21 protein-coding genes are annotated in these 17013 nt (G+C 61.7%); 5 read left to right on the top strand and 16 right to left on the bottom strand.

Going from position 1 to position 17013, the window contains the following annotated elements:
* The first annotated feature begins 164 nt into the window (after positions 1-164).
* Positions 165-2546 (top strand): hybrid sensor histidine kinase/response regulator, encoded by a 2382-nt coding sequence (locus AC6H4Z_RS03365; RefSeq protein WP_497545329.1) that lies wholly within the window; start codon positions 165-167, stop codon positions 2544-2546.
* On the opposite strand, the gene AC6H4Z_RS03360 is transcribed toward AC6H4Z_RS03365, so the two are convergent.
* A complete protein-coding gene (locus AC6H4Z_RS03360; protein ID WP_497545328.1) occupies positions 2533-2907 on the bottom strand; it encodes a VOC family protein in 375 nt (124 codons plus the stop codon). The two genes, AC6H4Z_RS03365 and AC6H4Z_RS03360, sit on opposite strands and share 14 nt — an antisense overlap.
* 129 nt (positions 2908-3036) lie before the next feature.
* Between AC6H4Z_RS03360 and AC6H4Z_RS03355 the strand changes: the two genes are divergently transcribed.
* Positions 3037-6024 (top strand): beta-L-arabinofuranosidase domain-containing protein, encoded by a 2988-nt coding sequence (locus AC6H4Z_RS03355; protein ID WP_497545327.1) that lies wholly within the window; start codon positions 3037-3039, stop codon positions 6022-6024.
* 30 nt (positions 6025-6054) lie between these two features.
* On the opposite strand, the gene AC6H4Z_RS03350 is transcribed toward AC6H4Z_RS03355, so the two are convergent.
* The 9 genes from AC6H4Z_RS03350 to AC6H4Z_RS03310 all read right to left on the bottom strand — a co-directional run bounded on the left by AC6H4Z_RS03350 (position 6055) and on the right by AC6H4Z_RS03310 (position 11116).
* A complete protein-coding gene (locus AC6H4Z_RS03350) occupies positions 6055-6402 on the bottom strand; it encodes a VOC family protein (RefSeq protein WP_497545326.1) in 348 nt (115 codons plus the stop codon).
* 42 nt (positions 6403-6444) lie between these two features.
* Complete coding sequence (locus tag AC6H4Z_RS03345) at positions 6445-6738, bottom strand: hypothetical protein (RefSeq protein WP_497545325.1); 294 nt, start codon at positions 6736-6738, stop codon at positions 6445-6447.
* Between the two features lie 72 nt (positions 6739-6810).
* Positions 6811-7248, bottom strand: coding sequence for a hypothetical protein (locus AC6H4Z_RS03340; protein ID WP_497545324.1), 438 nt, complete (start codon positions 7246-7248; stop codon positions 6811-6813).
* Positions 7249-7327: 79 nt separating this feature from the next.
* Entirely contained in the window at positions 7328-7780 is a 453-nt protein-coding gene (locus AC6H4Z_RS03335) for a hypothetical protein (protein ID WP_497545323.1), read from the bottom strand.
* Positions 7781-7785: 5 nt separating this feature from the next.
* Positions 7786-8730, bottom strand: a complete 945-nt coding sequence (locus tag AC6H4Z_RS03330; RefSeq protein ID WP_497545322.1) for a sialidase family protein — start codon at positions 8728-8730, stop codon at positions 7786-7788.
* A 48-nt stretch (positions 8731-8778) separates the two neighbouring features.
* Positions 8779-9165 (bottom strand): VOC family protein, encoded by a 387-nt coding sequence (locus tag AC6H4Z_RS03325; protein WP_497545321.1) that lies wholly within the window; start codon positions 9163-9165, stop codon positions 8779-8781.
* Positions 9166-9600: 435 nt separating this feature from the next.
* The gene (locus AC6H4Z_RS03320; protein WP_497545320.1) at positions 9601-9792 is read right to left on the bottom strand and encodes a hypothetical protein; all 192 of its coding nucleotides are present in this window, start codon (positions 9790-9792) and stop codon (positions 9601-9603) included.
* A 60-nt stretch (positions 9793-9852) separates the two neighbouring features.
* The gene (locus AC6H4Z_RS03315; RefSeq protein WP_497545319.1) at positions 9853-10401 is read right to left on the bottom strand and encodes a dihydrofolate reductase family protein; all 549 of its coding nucleotides are present in this window, start codon (positions 10399-10401) and stop codon (positions 9853-9855) included.
* A 37-nt stretch (positions 10402-10438) separates the two neighbouring features.
* Positions 10439-11116 carry a hypothetical protein gene (locus AC6H4Z_RS03310; RefSeq protein ID WP_497545318.1) on the bottom strand — a complete coding sequence of 226 codons (678 nt, stop codon included), beginning with the start codon at positions 11114-11116 and terminating at the stop codon, positions 10439-10441.
* Between the two features lie 159 nt (positions 11117-11275).
* Here AC6H4Z_RS03310 and AC6H4Z_RS03305 point away from each other — a divergent pair, with 159 nt between their 5' ends.
* Entirely contained in the window at positions 11276-11656 is a 381-nt protein-coding gene (locus AC6H4Z_RS03305; RefSeq protein ID WP_497545317.1) for a YciI family protein, read from the top strand.
* Between the two features lie 20 nt (positions 11657-11676).
* Here the strand turns inward: AC6H4Z_RS03305 and AC6H4Z_RS03300 are convergent, their stop codons facing one another.
* Genes AC6H4Z_RS03300 through AC6H4Z_RS03290 form a run of 3 tightly spaced genes read right to left on the bottom strand, consistent with a single transcriptional unit; the run spans position 11677 to position 13884 of the window.
* The gene (locus tag AC6H4Z_RS03300; RefSeq protein WP_497545316.1) at positions 11677-12258 is read right to left on the bottom strand and encodes a dihydrofolate reductase family protein; all 582 of its coding nucleotides are present in this window, start codon (positions 12256-12258) and stop codon (positions 11677-11679) included.
* A 25-nt stretch (positions 12259-12283) separates the two neighbouring features.
* Positions 12284-13435, bottom strand: coding sequence for a DUF3089 domain-containing protein (locus AC6H4Z_RS03295; protein ID WP_497545315.1), 1152 nt, complete (start codon positions 13433-13435; stop codon positions 12284-12286).
* Positions 13436-13476: 41 nt separating this feature from the next.
* Positions 13477-13884, bottom strand: a complete 408-nt coding sequence (locus tag AC6H4Z_RS03290; RefSeq protein ID WP_497545314.1) for a YciI family protein — start codon at positions 13882-13884, stop codon at positions 13477-13479.
* A 252-nt stretch (positions 13885-14136) separates the two neighbouring features.
* Between AC6H4Z_RS03290 and AC6H4Z_RS03285 the strand changes: the two genes are divergently transcribed.
* Together AC6H4Z_RS03285 and AC6H4Z_RS03280 are read left to right on the top strand one after the other, a co-directional pair.
* Positions 14137-14478 carry an ArsR/SmtB family transcription factor gene (locus AC6H4Z_RS03285; protein ID WP_497545313.1) on the top strand — a complete coding sequence of 114 codons (342 nt, stop codon included), beginning with the start codon at positions 14137-14139 and terminating at the stop codon, positions 14476-14478.
* Positions 14475-14963, top strand: a complete 489-nt coding sequence (locus AC6H4Z_RS03280) for an SRPBCC family protein (protein ID WP_497545312.1) — start codon at positions 14475-14477, stop codon at positions 14961-14963. The genes AC6H4Z_RS03285 and AC6H4Z_RS03280 overlap by 4 nt, the downstream gene beginning before the upstream one ends.
* Before the next feature lie 11 nt (positions 14964-14974).
* Here AC6H4Z_RS03280 and AC6H4Z_RS03275 read toward each other — a convergent pair whose 3' ends face one another.
* From AC6H4Z_RS03275 to AC6H4Z_RS03265, 3 genes are all read right to left on the bottom strand, one after another.
* Positions 14975-15421: a VOC family protein gene (locus AC6H4Z_RS03275; RefSeq protein WP_497545311.1), complete on the bottom strand. Its 447-nt coding sequence runs from the start codon at positions 15419-15421 to the stop codon at positions 14975-14977.
* A 133-nt stretch (positions 15422-15554) separates the two neighbouring features.
* Complete coding sequence (locus AC6H4Z_RS03270) at positions 15555-15974, bottom strand: hypothetical protein (protein WP_497545310.1); 420 nt, start codon at positions 15972-15974, stop codon at positions 15555-15557.
* A gap of 12 nt (positions 15975-15986) precedes the next feature.
* Positions 15987-17012, bottom strand: a complete 1026-nt coding sequence (locus AC6H4Z_RS03265; protein ID WP_497545309.1) for an alpha/beta fold hydrolase — start codon at positions 17010-17012, stop codon at positions 15987-15989.
* Between the last annotated feature and the right edge of the window lies 1 nt (position 17013).

Below are 17013 nucleotides of genomic sequence, written 5' to 3'. Positions count from 1 at the left end.
CCCAGCTTGCGCGACTATTGTCCAACGTACACAGCCGCTGAGCATCCCGCTTCTGGTTTCCAGGCCTCGTGCTGCGCCGCAGGCTAGCGGGATCGCGACCGCCTGTGCATCGTTGCGGCATCACGTCCGACGTCTCGGAATCCATCGCGTTGCGGAAGGGACCAATGGCTGTTTCCAGACTGCCCGACGAAGGTGCGTCGCCCGACGTCTTTGTGCCGGCGGCGCTCGAATCGGTGATCACGACTGCGGAATTGAATCGTCGTCCGGCCCGGCCATGCGACCACGCCGCCGAAAACAGGGCCGTCCTGGCGTTGATGGACGAGATGGCTGGCGCGACTGGGATCGCCGGCGCCGACCGCGTGCTGCAGAAGCTCGTCGAGACGGCCCTCCGCCTTTGCAACGCGCACTCTGCGGGCGTCAGTCTACTCGAACGAGATGGCGAAGACGAGGTCGTTCGGTGGCGCGCGGTCGCAGGCCCGTGGGCGAGGTTTCTCGGCGGGTCGATCGCGCGCCTCGGCAGCCCATGCGGGACCGTGCTCGACCGAAACATGCCGCTCCTCATGGCGAACCCGGAGCGTCATTTCGGCGACATTGCCGACGCTCCACCCATCGTCGAGGCGCTCCTCGTCCCATTCCACCACGAAGGCAAGCCGGTCGGGACGCTCTGGATCCTGGCGCACGACGACACGCGGCCGTTCGACGCCGAAGATCGGCGCCTGATGACCAGTTTCGCCCGCTTCGCGACCACCGCCTATCAACTGCTCATCGCGCAGGAGTTGAGAAATCAGCTCGGCCCGCGGCGCGCTACCGAGCGGCGGTTGGCAGCCGATCTCGAGCAACAGCAACGGACCGCTGCTGCGGTCAGTGTCAACCAGGAACGGCTCGAGGCAGAACTCGCTGACTCTCGCCTCCTTCAGACGATCAGCGCCGAGTTGATCAACCAGGACGACGTCGAGCTCCACGAAAAGATTCTCGACGCGGCAATTTCCATTGGCCGTGCGGATTGCGCGAGCATGCAAATGTTCGTTGATGACCCGAGTGGAGCTTTTCTGAAGCTGCTCGCGTACCGCGGATTTCCCGCGGAGTCGGCGGCACATTTCGAGATTATCAATACGCGTTCGCTCAGCACATGCGGTGAGGTACTCCGCCAGCGCACGCGCGTGATCGTGCCCGAGATCGAGCAGTGCGACTTCATGGCGGGATCAGTGGAGCAGTCCCTCTATCTGGACGGAGGCGTCCACGCCGTGCAGAGCACCCCGCTCGTATCGCGTGAGGGAAGGCTCGTTGGAGTGATCTCGACGCACTGGCTGCAGCCACACCAGCCGTCGGAGCGCGACCTGCGACTGCTCGACATTCTCGCACGGCAGGCGGCGGATCTCATCGAGCGCAAGCAAGCGGCCGAGGCGCTGCGTGACGCCGACCGACGCAAGGACGAATTCATCGCGGTGCTCGCGCACGAGCTGCGCAATCCGCTCGCGCCGATTCGAAATGCGATTCAAATCTTGCAGATGACGGAGCCGCGCGCGCCCGAGTTGCAGTGGGCGAGCGGCGTCATCGATCGCCAGATGGGGCATCTGACTCGACTCGTCGATGACCTGTTGGACGTCAGCCGAATTACGCGTGACCGCCTGGAACTCCGCACTGAGCGCGTGGAGTTGTCAAAGGTGGTACAGGCGGCGATCGAGACCAGCAGGCCGGGGATGGTGGAGCGTGGGCATCAACTCACGGTGACGCATCTGCCCGAATCGGTGATCGTAGATGCCGATCCGACTCGGCTGGCTCAGGTGTTTGGGAATTTGCTCAACAACGCCGCAAAGTTCTCCGACCAGAGGGGCCACATTGCGCTGTCCGTGGAACGCGAGCTCGACGACGTGCTCGTGCGTGTTCGCGATCACGGAATCGGTATCGCCCCGGCAATGCTGCCCAAGATTTTCGATCTCTTCAGTCAACTGCAACCATCGCTCGAGCGCGACCGAGGAGGATTGGGCATCGGCTTGGCGCTCGTCAAGCGATTGGTCGAGATGCACGGGGGCAGCGTATCAGCGTCGAGCCAAGGGATTGGAAGAGGAAGTGAGTTCGTCGTCCGACTTCCGGTCGTGGCAACGATTCCCGCGCCGGCCAACTCACGCGGAGAAGCGCTGAGTGAAGCGCGAACGCCGCTGCGCGTTCTCGTCGTCGATGACTATCAGGACGGAGCCACCAGCATGTGCAAGTTGCTCGAGCTCCTCGGTCATGAGACGCGAATGGCCGACGACGGATTTGCGGGACTGCAGACGGCGAGTGACTTCCGTCCGCACGTTGCGCTGCTCGACATCGGCATGCCGAAGCTCAATGGCTATGAGCTAGCTCGCCGACTGCGCTCCGAGTCGTGGGGAACGGACATGGTGTTGATCGCGGTGACGGGCTGGGGTCAGGCGCAGGACAGACAGCGCACGGCCGAAGCGGGCTTCGACCATCACCTGATCAAACCCGTGATGCCTGCGGAATTGACACGACTACTCGCATCAGTGGCCGTGCCTGTGCACGACTCGATCAGTCTGGCGTAGGGAAGAACAACTCATTGCCGTCCGGATCGTCGACCTGAAGCGTGACGTATCCCCACCAGGTCTCCTTGGTGGGAACGGCGCGCTCGATGAACTCCCGACGAAGATCGGCGAGAGCATCCGCGGTCAGTTCGATGAACAGGCGACCCCTGTCCGTGCGCGTGGCGTCCTCGCAGAGGATGATCTCGCATTCGCCATGATTGACCTGGCAGACTGTCCCTGCACCGTCGCCTTCGTGCCAGGCCTTCTCGAATCCGAGCATATCGACGTAGAAGCGAATCGCACGGTTCACATCGGCGACGAAAAAGACCGGCCGCGTGTACCACCGATGGACAGGCTGCTTTTCCACGGATTTCTCTGCCATTGTGACCTCCAACCGTCCATGCCAGAACTCGGCCGCGCGAACTAAGTAAGGCGAACGGACAGGCACTCGCAAATCCGGGCGCGGAACGTACCTTCAGCCTTCTTGATGGACATCCCCGGAGAGACTGCCATGTCCCGCGAGCCAGAGAGCCGTACCCATCCCGATCGTCGGGACTTTCTGAAAACAGCCGGTGCGGCCGCCGCCGGCGCGCTGTTGCTCCCCCAGCTCGAAGCGGTAGCCGGCACTCCGGGTATTTCGGAAGCTGCGGGTGCCGCGCGAGCCGGATGGACGGTCCAGCCGTTCGCGCTGACGCAAGTAAAGCTCTCTGAAAGTCTGTTCACCCAGAAGCGCGACCGCATGCTGGCCTATGCGCGCGGCTATGGTGGCGACACGGACATCTTCGCTGGGCCCGACCGCGTGCTCTCGATCTTCCGCGCCAACGCCGGGCTCGACACGAAAGGCGCGCAGCCCGTGGGCAGCTGGGAGAACGGCACAGGCTATTTACGCGGGCACTACGCGGGGCATTTCATGAGCATGCTCGCACAGGCGTACGCGGGCACCGGCGATGAGATCTTCAAGCGGAAGCTCGACTACATCGTGGCTGGGCTCGCGGAGTGTCAGGACGCGCTAGCCGCGGCCGCGCGACGCCCCACTCCTCGCGGCGCGGGAAAGTTTGGCAGCGCCCTGCAGCTCAGTGGTTCGCCGATCGGTCTCGCCGAGCACGTTGCGCTACCAGTGGGGGTGGTGAGTGGGCTGCGCGATTTCACGATCGCGCTCTGGATCAACCCGTCGGAATACGACCGCGCGCGACTTTCCGACGCGCGCGCGAACGCCGATCAGGCGACGCTCAATAACGGCACCGCGGTATTCGATTTTGGAAACCCGAACCCGCAGTTCGCCGAACCTGCGCTCGCGCGCATGTACCTCACCGTGCGAGCCGGCAATGACAAACCGGTTCCGCGTTTCGCGATTACCACGACTGGTGCTACGGGTGAGCAGCGACTCGACGCCGCGCAGCCGCTCGCGGTGGACAAGTGGACGCACATCGCCATCACGCGCGCAGGATCGACAGCTACGCTCTACGTCGACGGCGAGCCGGTCGCGACCAATCCCAGCATGACGCTTTCGCCCGGCGACCTCGGCGAAACCACAGGCAATTGGCTCGGGCGCTGCCAATTTCCGCAGCGTAACGTTTCGTATCTCAACGCGCAGCTCGACGAATTCCAGATCTTTGATCGTGGGTTGACGCAGGACGACGTGCGCTCGTTGATGGCATCTGCCGGCGGCACGGTCAACGGCGGCAATGTGCTGTGGTATCGCTTTGACGAGAAGGATGGGCCGAGGGCGGTGGACTCGTCAGGCAAAGGTCGTCACGGAACTGTCGTCGCGCCCACCGATGGACGACGCCATCCCGGATTCCTCGCGGCGTATCCAGAGACGCAGTTCATGCGGCTGGAGGAATTCGCGACGTACGGCGGTAACCAGGGTATCTGGGCGCCGTATTACACGCTGCACAAGATTCTCGCGGGACTGCTCGCAGCGAACACGCTGACCGGGAACGCGCAGGCGCTCGACATCGCGACGAAGATCGGCGATTGGACGCACGGCCGCCTGTCGAAGCTCCGCCCGGAGCAGTTCGACCGGATGTGGAACATGTACATCGCCGGCGAATACGGCGGCGCGAACGACGCGTTCGCCAGCCTGTACGCGCTCAAGCGCAAGCCGGAGTACCTCACCGTCGCGCGGTACTTCGACAACCGCAACGTCAAAGACCCAACGGTTGCCAACAACGACATTCTCGACGGCCGTCACGCGAACCAGCATATCCCGCAGTTCATCGGCTATTTGCGCGTCTTCGAGGGAAACAATGAAGCGAATTATCACACCGCGGCGAAGAACTTCTGGGACATGGTCGTACCGCATCGCACGTACAGCCACGGCGGTGTAGGCGTCGGTGAGATATTGCGCAAGCGTGACGTGATTGCTGGTTCACTCTACTCCGAGCCGAACAACAAGGACCACGCCGAGAGCTGTGTTGTTTACAACATGCTCAAGCTCAGCCGGAACTTGTTCTTTCACGAGCCCGACGCCAAGTACATGAACTACTACGAGCAGGGACTGTTCAATCAGATCCTTGCGTCGCGGCGTGATTCCGATAGCACCACGAGTCCTGAGGTCACGTATTTCATTCCGGTGCGTTCTGGTGAACGTCGGAGCTACGGCAATGTCGGCACGTGTTGCGGCGGAACCGGGATGGAAAATCACACGAAGTATCAGGACTCGATCTATTTCCGGTCGGTCGACGACTCGACGCTCTACGTCAATCTCTACATCCCATCGACGCTCGAGTGGCGTGAGAATGGATTCACCATCGAGCAGACGACCAGATATCCGTTCGAAGGTTCGAGTGTTCTCACCGTCCGCGGCAACGGACGGCTGGCGATGCTGCTTCGTGTACCGACGTGGGTGCGTCGCGGCTACGCTGTTTCGATAAACGGAGCGCCGCAACAACTCGCTGCGACACCTGGGCAATACGTCAAAATCGATCGACAGTGGCGCAGCGGCGACAGAATCGAAATCGCGATGCCCTTCACGTTCCGCGCTGAGCGTACGATCGATGATCCGGCGGTCCAGTCGATCTTCTATGGCCCGACGCTGCTGGCGGCTCAAGGGCCGGCCATTGGCAACAGCCTCGACTCGGGGCTCATCAACGTTTCGCTATACAAAAACTTCAAATTGAACGGCGACTTTTCCTCGGCCATGACGCCGGTGGCGGAGAAGCCGCTGCACTTCACGTTCAACGGGCAGCTACTGGCGCCGTTCTTCGTGTCTGATCCGCAGGCGGGGCAGACACAGCCGTATCACATGTACGTCCGGCGACAGGAGCCGTCCATCGTCTTTGGGAGCATCGACTCCGGCGTCGCTAACTCGAAGCGCGAGGACGGCGTCACGTTCCTGGATGCTGTGTGGGCCGGCGTACCGTTCGCCAATCACGGGCAATTCGTAGCGAGAGTGGAGCGAAGCGCTACGGAATGGCGCACGGCAGGCCGGCTGAGCGAGTCGGAGCAGAATGCGGTCATCCAGGCGGCCCGGCGCGCGGAACGCGATCTCGTTTAGCGGCGCAAGGAGCTAGGGGTTCGCGCGCTTCTAAACATCGTCGCCGACACGTTCGATGACGTCGAAGATGATACCATGCGGATCTCGGACGTAGAATTCGCCCGGCGCATGCGGCCCAATCGGAACGAGTGTACACCCCGCAGCCTGAAGTCCGGCGAGCGCGGCGACTCGATTTGGGACGTCGAAGGACGGGACGACGGCATCGTGCGTCGGAACCGGATCGCGCAGCAGATATAGCCGGAGCGCGCCATTGGTGAGCGCGATGCAGTCTGGTGTTCGGCTCACCACCTCGCAGCCGAGGATGCGTGTGTAGAAAGACTCGGCGGCGCTAGGATCTGCGACATGGAGCGCGAGCTCGTTGTTGCCGGAGAACGTCATCGCGGAAGTCTGCCTCCTAGGTAGTCGATGCCGCGCGCGGGCCTACCACCAGCCCGCAGCCTCGCCGCGCAGATAGAACCGTGCGAGCGTGAGCGTGATGCCGGAGTAGCCAACAAGAAGCCCGCTGAGGAAAGCAATCTGACCCCACTGCGAGTCGGTGGTGTGCAGCGCCCAACCGACGAGTGCGAGACCAGCGACGAGCGACACCAAACAACCGAGGATCGCCAGCGCGTACCCCCACCGGATGTCGCGCGCGACGTCGCGTTCAGCCGCGAGTAGCTCGGCTGCGCGTTCCTCTGGCGTCGGCATCTTGGCCCATTCGGCGCGGTGCGGCACGCGTGAGTCTCGCTAGTTGAAGAACGACAGGTGCGACGGATTATATAAGAACGCTCACGAATCGACCAGCTTTCAAGAACTGCTCATCGGATTGTAGTTGTCGTCGAGCCGGTTGTTCGGGAGCGATCGAGGCTCGAATCCAACGCTTATGGCCGCAGCCAGAGCGAGCAGCGCGGCGAGTGTCATCGGGATGAAACCCCACGTCGGCCCAACCGCTCGTCGTAGCACCGGATCGAAGAAGCCGCCGGACGGTGCCCAGCGCAGTCGTGCGTACACCACACTCAGCAGAATGATCGAGGCGACGCCCGGGACCCATCGCCACCACCCGCGCGGCCGAAGCGCGATGAGGGCGGTGAGCAGGCCGAGGACAACGAATGCGACCCCTGCGTTTGGCAGGCGTACGAAAGGAATATTCCCGAGGATCCGGACGTGTGCCGCCGGCGTGAATGCGGCAGCAACCTGCGCCACACTGGCGATAACGAGGAAGCGGTTCAGCCTATCAAACGACAAGCGAGACACCTTTGGGGGATTGGCGAAGTCGCGCATCAGTGGGTACGACGATAAGGGATCGCGGAGAGTTTAAGCGAAGTCACGGAGGGCTCGCGACAGCTGCCGAAGTGATGCGGGTGCGAAAGCGAACCAGAATTCCGGCAACAACAAAACCGATGATGGCTCCGACTAGGACGCCAGGAATCACACGCGCGTATGGATTCAGCGGACGAGTGACTTCGCCGACGATGGCCCCGAAGACTGTCCCGAGTGCCGTGTACGCGATCGCCTGACCAAGCGGCACACGTCGAAGTAGTCCCCAGCCCACTGCCGGAGCGCCGATCATGCCGACAAACGCGCCGAAGCCAGCAGTGACTCCGAGAATGTCCTTGAGTTCTCTTGAAAGGACGGCGCTGGGACCGCCCGACATAGCGGCAATCGCAGTGACCGCCGCAGTCGCGCAGAGGGCGCCGACGACTCCACCTCCAAGACTCAATCCGATCGTGACCCGTGCGCCGCGAACAAGTCGACCGGTGCTTTGCGCAACTGTCATGTCGATCAGCACACTAGAACACTGCTGGCAATGGGCAAATCATTCATCACACAGGACCAGGTCCCACCGATATCGGTTGACATATACATGCGACCGGCTCGATCGACCAATGCAGCTATCGAGCTGCGTACGTGAATACAGCCGCTGTCGACGATTCCGTTGGTCCACCTCGGAAGTCCGGACTCGACGGGCGTCAACTCGTCGTTACGATCCACGGCACGTCGATACACGGCTCCCTCCGACGCAAAGTGATTCGTCGACGCGGCCACGACAACATCGTCGCCGAAAAAGGCGACCGCCGAGCAGTATGACGCGTGGAGCCCGGCGTGTTCCGTGGTCCATGTTGCGCCGCCGTCGCGCGAGAGACACAGTCCGTCTGCCGCCGCAGCAGCGACGAGCCCAGGGCGCGTCGGATGGGCGCACACATCGTGAACGTCATGGTGGATGTCGATCGTGGGCTGCCACGACGCGCCACCATCCGCGGACCGCGGTATGCCTCCGACGTGAACGTTGACGAGAAGCACGGCTCCATCCGAGGTTGCGGTCATCGAGCGCACTCCGAGCGGAGGGCCGACCAATCGCCCGTCGATGAGCGCGGCCCCAGCGTACCAAGCATCCCGCCCCGCAACGACCTCGAAGCCGCGGAGTGTTTCGAAGCCGCCGCTCGGAGCAAAGCGGAGTAACCGCGCATCGTCGGTACCGGCATAGATGACATCACCCACTGTCATGCAGCACGCCAGATCGAGCTCACTCGTCGCGAGCGCGGTGATCGTCCCGTCGGGAGTTCGCCTACACAACGAGTGACCTCCGACAATGAAGAGCGCACCGCCCTTTCCGTCCGGCGCGAGGCCTCTCACCGACCGATTGGCGAACTCCTGATGCTTGGTCTGGCCGTTGACCACGAACAACCCGTCGTCCCACGTCGAGACCAGTACGCTCGGAATCGGCATCAACGAGGATTCAGCAAACGCTGTCCTTCCGTGCGAAGATGGGCGTGCTCATTGGCCCTCAGGCGGCTGCCATAGCTCGACCTTGTTCCCTTCTGGATCGATCACCCATCCAAACTTTCCGTATTCGGAGTCGTCGATCTTTTCGAGCACGTTGCAGCCTTCATCCTTCAAAGCCTTGATCAACGCGTGGAGGTCGTCCACTCGATAGTTGACCATGAAGGAAGCGGAGCTTGGCGCGAACTGATTGCTTTCTTGCGGACCGATAGACCATGCCGTCGTACCCGCGATTGGCTTGCCGTCGGCGTCGGCCCAAGTGAAGGCAGCTCCGCCCCAGACTTGGACATCAATTCCCAAGTGTTGCTTGTACCAAGCCTGTAGCGATGGCGCGTCTTTGGCCTTGAAGAAAATTCCGCCAATGCCGGTAACTCGTTTCATGTGAACTCCGAGGCGCGATGATGGTGAGAGAAATGCCTCTGGTGCAGACTAATGCCGCCAACCGTCAACGGCGCCGTCCGTTACGACACCGGATGCCGAGACTGGAACATCAGCCACAGGCCTACCGCGGACGTTAGCGGACCGGCGACAAAAGCGAGTGGTACCAGCCACGAAAGCCATCTGGGTGGCGGAGGTTCCACCAGCTGCAGCAACTGGCCCGCAGCTCGAAGGCTGCGTGCGGCCGTGACAAGACCAAGTCCACACATGACCACGACCACTGCGGAGAACGGAGTAGCTCGCGACGCGAGCGACGCGAGTGTCGCGGTGGTCAAGGTCGCGACGAGGCCGAATATCTGCCATCGGAGACCGCGGCGCGTGTGGTAAGCGATCGGCGAAGTGGAATTCACATCCATACGCAATCCTTAACGGCGTGCGTTAAAGGCCGCGCGAGTGGGCGCCGTCCCGAACGGCTCGCTCGAGCAATTCGAGTCGTGTGACGATATCGCGCAGAGATCTGGCGATCGAAGACATCGTGCGAATGAACCAGACCGCGACCAAGACGGGAAGTCCCCATGCAATCAGAAGCAACAGCCATTCGAGACCGCCAAGATTGCCACCGAAGTTCATGAAGCACCTCCGTTGAATGGAACTAGATGCGTTCTCGCCGCCGGCCCGTACGCACGATCGTTACCGCCTCGGCTCATAGCGCATCGCCACCGCGCCCGAGCCAAACTCCAAACGATTCACGAGCTTCAAGTCGACCAGCTTCGATAGCCCGGCGAACAACGTCGGCCCATGGCCAGCGATTCTCGGGTGCACCACAAACTCGTACTCATCGATCAGCCCCAGCTCCGCCAACGCCCGGGGAAGCGTCACGCCTCCGACGAGCAACCCCCTTCCGGACTGCCGCTTGAGCGCATGAACGGCTTCACCCAGATCTCCGCGCACGAGTTCCGCATTCCAATCGACGCGGTCCAGAGTGCTCGACACGACGTATTTCTTTGCTGCGTCGATTGTCCGCGCGAAGGGCTCCATCCATTCAGGGCGCGCCTCCGATGGCACCGGTCCTCGCCACGCCGCTTCCATCATTTCGTAGGTCACCCGCCCAAAAAGGAGGGCATCGGCCCGAGTGAGGTTCTCGACCGCGTGACGATGCAAGTCGTCATCCGCGATCATGACACGATGATCGCAACACCCGTCCAACGTGACGTTGATGGAATACCGAAGCGGCCGCATGACGTAAGAGTATCGCTATGAGTAGAGTAGAATCAACCTATGGTTTAGAGAGCAGCTTGACCGCATGCTCGGCAACCGCCTCCATCTGTCCGCCACGCTCCCGCGCCCACCGCGGCAGCCGAAGTAAATTCGTTCCAAAAGCGGCGAGCGCCATGCCGCCGAACATGGCGAACACCGCGAGTGCTTTTTCCGGCTTACCGGCGGCGGCGACCACTGCACCCATGAGCACTGACATTCCGCCCGTCAGGAATCCAAATCCGTTGAGGGCCACGGCGTCTGTCTTTAAATGGCTAAGGCGAAGTTGCTCACCATGCGCCGTCGGCTCGACAGAGATGTGCAGGTCGCCATGAGACCATTCGCGAAGCCCGCCGGAAGTCGACGCGCGGCCCTGCGCGCCAAACACCGTCCGGAATTCAGAAATCAGTTGCTCCCACTCCCGATCCGTCGGTGCACGCGGAAGCTCGACGACGCGAGCCACTCCGATTGGCAATCCGAGCGCGCGGCGCACGGACGCTGGCTTCCCGCGGGCAGCGAGCGTCGCCGCGGCCTGCGCAACTCGCGCCGGCTCGATGCCGGCCTCCTGACCAATGCGCTGGAGCTCATCCAGTGTCATCCCGCCGGAGTCCGCTGGCAACGATTGATCGCGAGTGCCGCCCGTCGTCGCAAGACTGAAAATCTCGCGGACTTCCTCGTCGCCGTATCGTCGCTCGGACATGGCTGTTCACCCAAAGGGAGCAGAAGATCAACTAAGCGGCCGCGGCCGGACGGCAAGCACGTGCAGCCAAAGAAAATTAGGCGATTTGTCGAATTCCGGCCGCATCGCTCGACGTGTATGTAGAAGCAGCCCTTCGACCGACACCAGAGGAGTCCAGCCATGCGATACATGATGTTCATTCAGCACGACGAGCTCGCCCCGGGCCTTACCCCATCTCAGGCACTGTCCGACGCGATCGGTGAGTTCGTCGGCACGGAGATGAAGAGCGGTCGACTCATCGACACCGCGGGGCTCAAGCCGACGAAGAACGCGACCCGAATCCGTTCCAATCGCGGAAAGCTGACATTCGTCGATGGGCCGTTCACGGAGGCCAAGGAGATCGTTGGCGGCTACGCGCTGGTCGAGGTTCCCTCGCATGCCGAAGCGATGGAACTCGCGACGAAGTTCATGGAGCTGCACCGCGTGCACTGGCCCGAGTTCGACTGCACGTGCGAGCTGCGTCCGCTGGATAACGGCGAGGGACCGCCGAGCGCCGACTAGACGACGGTCGCGTCGCTGAGCTACTCGGTCTTCAAAGGCCCGGCAACCTTGTACGTGTTGAACACCACGCCAGACGCGAACGGTCTCGTGCTCACAAGGTCGAACGAACGTGGCGGAGTTCCCTCCGCGAAAAAGCGCTTGCCTGTCCCCAGCAGAACCGGATAGACGGCCAACAGGACTTCATCCGCGATCCCATGCTCGAGTAGCGTCGACGTCAGCGAAGAGCTGCCCGATAGGATGAGGTCCGGGCCGTTCTGCGACTTGAGGCGGCGAACACCCTCGATGATGTCCGGCCCAACAGCCTCGAACGGTCCCCATTCGAGGCTGTTGGGGCGGTGGGTAGCGACAAATTTCGTTGCCGCATTGATACCGTCCGCCATCGGACTGCTCGGCGCGGTCGGCCAGAAGCCTGACCAGATGTCATAGGTGCGACGGCCAAGCAGTAGATCGAAACGCTCGCCATATACGGCAAGCATGGCGTCGCGGCCGGCGGGAGTCCGATAGGGCCCGGTCCAGTTACTGTACGCAAAATCGTCGTCATCCGCCGAGTGCTGGATCACGCCGTCCAGCGAGATGTGTTCGACGATTTTTAGTTGTCTCATTTGAGTTTCTATGTTGGATATACGGTTAGCGTCGACGGGCGCTGCCGAGATAGCTCTTGGCTTGTTGGGCGACGAGATCGATCAGATCGCCCATGGCCACGTCCATGTCGACCAAGTGTAGGCCGAGTCCCTCCGCCAAATCACCTTGGATGTCACGGCTTGCCGGACTGCCAGGACCGCGCTCGACCGACACCTCGAGGTATGAGGCGAACGCGTTGGATTTGCACTTCGCCTTCAATAGCCCGACCACGCGCACCATCGGCGTCGCGATAGGTTTTCCGCCAACGGTCCACGGAATTGACGGCCCCATCGGGAGCGCAGTCGCTCCCGTTGCGTCGAAGTAGCCGCTGAGGGCAGCCTCGCCGCCGCCGAGCGCCGCGGGATTGGTGCATGCGGCGACGAGCGTCGAGTTAGTCGGCGGCCCGAAGGGCGTTGTCGCCGCCGGTGGAGCGGTGGCGCGAAATGATGAGTACGCCACGATGCAACCGGTCTGCGTTGGAGTGCGACAGAGCGGCATGTGCGCAAAGGTGCCGCCCACGTCCCGCCCGTGAGGCACGAGGATTCCTCCCGGTCCGCCGATGAGTAACGCCGAGACGATGCGTGACTGCATCGGCGTGCCCTCGATCTCTCGGCGGATCAATTCCGCGAGAACGCTGGTGCCCTGCGAATGCCCGATCAACACCACGCCGCGGCCGTCGTTGTCGTGGGCGAGATAGTAGCGCCACGCTGCGCGGATGTCTTGGTAACCCAGCCCCAAGAAATCGGGTGACGCGATCCCGGCGGCGTTCGCACGACCCATAGCCGCGAGCGTGAGTTGCCGGTACACGGGCGCGAACAGTCGACACTTCGTACCAAACCGCGCCAACTGCAAGCGCGCGACGTTTCGCTCCGCGGCGTCCGGTATGAGATCGCTGAACGTCGCCGTGTCCGTCGACACCGTGGGATATACGTAGAAGCAATCCACCGGAGCCTTGGGATCCAGCCGCGTGCGCTCGACGGTTGACCGCCCATCTCGATCGAGGACAGTGGTGGAAAGATCAACATCGCACGCTGCGAGTCGGTCGGGACGACAGAGCCAGGTCGACGGACTAGAGTAGTCCGGCGACGCTGGTGCGGCCTGCGCGAACGCGTCGGTCGCCACAATCGAAAGGGCGAAGAGAGCGGATCGTAGCTGCATTCGTGCTAGCTCCAGTGAGAATGTGAGGTGCGAGCTAGCGTCTACTTGAACTTCACCTTCGCGATTTCTGGATTCGGCGCGAAATCGGCACCGAAATCCTCGAGGTCCATCACTTTGCGGATCTCGACCTCCATCTCGCCGTTCGAAGACAGGTTCGGTGCGCGCTTCACCCACTCGATCGCTTCCGCCAACGACTTCACCTGAATGATCGTGAAGCCCGCAATGAGTTCCTTCGACTCGGTGAACGGTCCATCGATGACGGTGCGTTTGTCGCCGTCGAACTTCACGCGCGCGCCCTTCGAACTTGCGGAGAGCCCTTCAGCGGCGAGGAGGACGCCAGCCTTCACGAGCTCTTCGTTGTATTTGCCCATCGCTTCGAACTGTTCCGGCTTTGGCAGAATGCCTGCCTCGGATTCCTTCGTTGCTCTACCAATGATCATGAAGCGCATTGTTCTCTCCTGAATTCGGTTGCGACGGTGGCGCTGCTTCGCGGCCTCACTAACACGTCGAACGAGGCTTGGCAAAATCGACACGCACTACGAGAAAGGCGTAAGCTGGCAGGCTCCGAGATCCGGTTTCGACCTCGGTGCCTTTGCCGCCGTCTTCCGAGGTGAACAATACTTAGGTATTTACAAAAGTATTCCGCGACAGTAAAGTCCTCCCGTCAGGTCGCGTAACCCAAGCAATCGGATGGTGTCGGAATGGTCCAATCCGCAGTCGCTGACGTCGTTTTTCACGCCCTGTCCAATCCGACTCGGCGGAAAGTGCTGGAGCAACTGTCCGGTGGACCGGCCACCGTCAGTGAACTGGCGGCACCGTTCGACATGCAGCTCCCGTCATTCGTGCAGCACCTCTCGGTGCTCGAGCGGAGCCGGCTGGTGAAGTCCAAGAAGCGCGGACGGGTGCGGACGTACGAGATCGCACCCGAACGCTTCAAGGTCGTTGAAGACTGGCTGACCGCCCGTCGTCAGGTGTGGGAAGCTCGACTCGACCGGTTCGACCAGTACGTCAAACAACTCAAAGAGAAGGAATCAGAGTCATGAGCGAGCAGTTCACCTTCAATCCGAAACTCGATTTCGCGATCGAGCGGTTCATCGACGCGCCCGTGCGACTCGTGTGGGAAGCGTTGACGAAGCCGGAGCATCTCAAGGAGTGGTACATGCCGAAGCCTTGGGGTCGTGTGTCGCGCGCCGAAATGGACGTGCGACCGGGCGGCATCTTCAGTATCGACATCGCAGTGACCGACGGTCCCGACGTTCCCAACCTCGGGTGTTTTCTGGACGTTGTTCCGATGGTGCGGCTCGCCTGGACCTCAATGCTGTTCCCTGGCTATCGCCCGGCCGTCTTTGACGATGTTCCAATCACCGCCATCGTTACGATGGAAACCGTTGGAGCTGGTACTCGATACGTCTTCACCGCGCTGCACCGGAACGAAGCGGACCTCGAGACGAACAAGACGTCGGGCTTTTACGAGGGTACTAACATCGCCGTCGATCAGTTTGTGGAACACGTGATCGCGATGAAGTAGTGCGGGGCGAGTCAGCCGTACGTAACGTCTGTGCTCTGTCCGACCTCGATCAGATATCCGTCGGGATCGCGGATGTAGCAGCGCGTCTCGCCATACTTAGGAATCGGCGGGGTGATGAACTCGGCTCCTCGACTCTTCCACATCTCGTAGCACGCGTGAATGTCGGCGACGCGGAAATTCATGAAGCTGCTGATGTGATCTGGATCGGGGACATCGAGCGTCACCGTCGGCTTATCCGGCGTTGGCCCGCCGCCGACGTTCAGAATCATCCAAATGTTGGCGAGCTGAAGGTATCCAGGTGCATTGCCGTCGCCGAGGCTCAGGATTCGAGCGCCGAAGACCGTTTCGTAGTAGCGCGCCGATCGCTCGATGTCTTTTACAGTGAGAAAGTGAGCGATGCTGATCCCTCCTCGCGGGGGCATCTCATAGCTCTGCCGTTCGATTTGCACGTTGCTCATTGACGACTCCGATGGCGGTTTGCGTCGATACCCTATGAAGCTTCGGCCCGATGCGGAGAGCGGAACAATCGGACCAGAGCATCACGAGATATCCTGAGCTCGTTTGCAAAACGAGTTATTCAACGAGACGGTTTTAGGCAGCGCACGCGCCGACGAAAACGAACTTCGGTTCGATGCTCGCTGGCACTCCCATGATTTCGTACTTCACGTACACGTCTGGCGAGCACGCGAATCCAGGAACAGGCTCACTGCGCGCGTTCGCGCTGAAGCACAGCTCGATCTGATCCCTCTTGAACTTCACCCCGGCCGCCGTGTGAATGTCTCGCGGGCACGGCGCTTCGGTCTTGACCGCGGCGAAGAGCTGGCCGGCGAAGGGCGTGCGCCACGTCGTGATGTCACCGACGGCCGCCGGCGGCTTCGCGACGGAGTTGAGCGGCACTTCACCTACCTCTTCGACGCGAAGGTTCATTTGATCGAAGCCCTTCGCCTTATTGCACGCGGCGAGCGATGCTACGGCGACCGCAACAGTGAACAGACGCAAAGCTGGTTGCATATCGTTCTGCTCTTAGGTGTGAGGGATTGGCACTAGCGCTCGAATTGCGTTAGCGACTTCGGCCGGATGCCAGATAAACACGTAGTGGTGTCCCGGTAGCTCGAGGATGCGGTGATCCGCGCCCGTTGTTCGGAATCGTTCGCACTCCGCATGTTGGCGCGGGCGACGTTCGGCTTCGACGAAATGGCGAGCGGTCGCATAACCCGAATCCGTTGGCGTGAGCCACGGAAATTCCGACGCGGGCGTTGCGAGTGCGCAAATGGCCAACGCTGGCACTGTGAGTTTTGCCCAATCGGGCGGCGTCCGCTCAGCCTCGTCACCAACGCGCTGCAGCTGGGCCGCGCGCGCATTCTCGTCTCGTGGTCGCGCGCGAAACTCCGCCTCGAGCGCCGGCGTCCACAGCCCAAAAAAGTCTGCCTGGAGCCATCGCATGACATCGGCCGATGAGCGCGCGTTGCTGAGCGGCGGTCGGTGGATCGGTCTGCGAGCAACGATGCTGTCTGACGCACGCATGTCAAAGGCAGCATCGAGATACACGACGCGGTCAAGCCGATCTGGATATCGACGCGCCGTTTCGGTCAACACCCAGCCACCGAATGAGTGCGCCGCGATGGTGGCCCGTTGGATGTGCAGTGAGTCGAGGAGTCCGCGAAGGTCGTCCGCGTACCGCGTCAGAGAATAGTTACTCGGCACTGTGTCCGACTCGCCGAATCCGCGGAGGGTCAATCCAACGACGCGATAGCGATCGATGAGTCGTGGCGCGAGATCATCAAAGACATGCGCGTTGGAATTCCAACCGTGGACAAGAAGGAGAACCGGCCCGTGGCCGCCCCAATCGAGATAGTGGAGACGCGCGCCGTTGATGACGAGGAAGCCCGCTCGATGGGGGGACGCGTCGCGCCACGCAGTTTGCGCCGCGCTCGATTCGCTGAGCAACGCAAGAACGAGGGCGAGAGATAGGGCGTGCAGCGCGCGGAGGAAGGCGAACCTCGTGCGTAGATGTGCTGTCCATGCCTGGAACCTCAGCAGAGTTTGCACA

The organism is Leucogemmata humicola, from assembly GCF_055379415.1.
The sequence above is the reverse complement of the archived record's forward strand: the minus strand, read 5'-3'. Positions and strand labels throughout refer to the sequence as shown.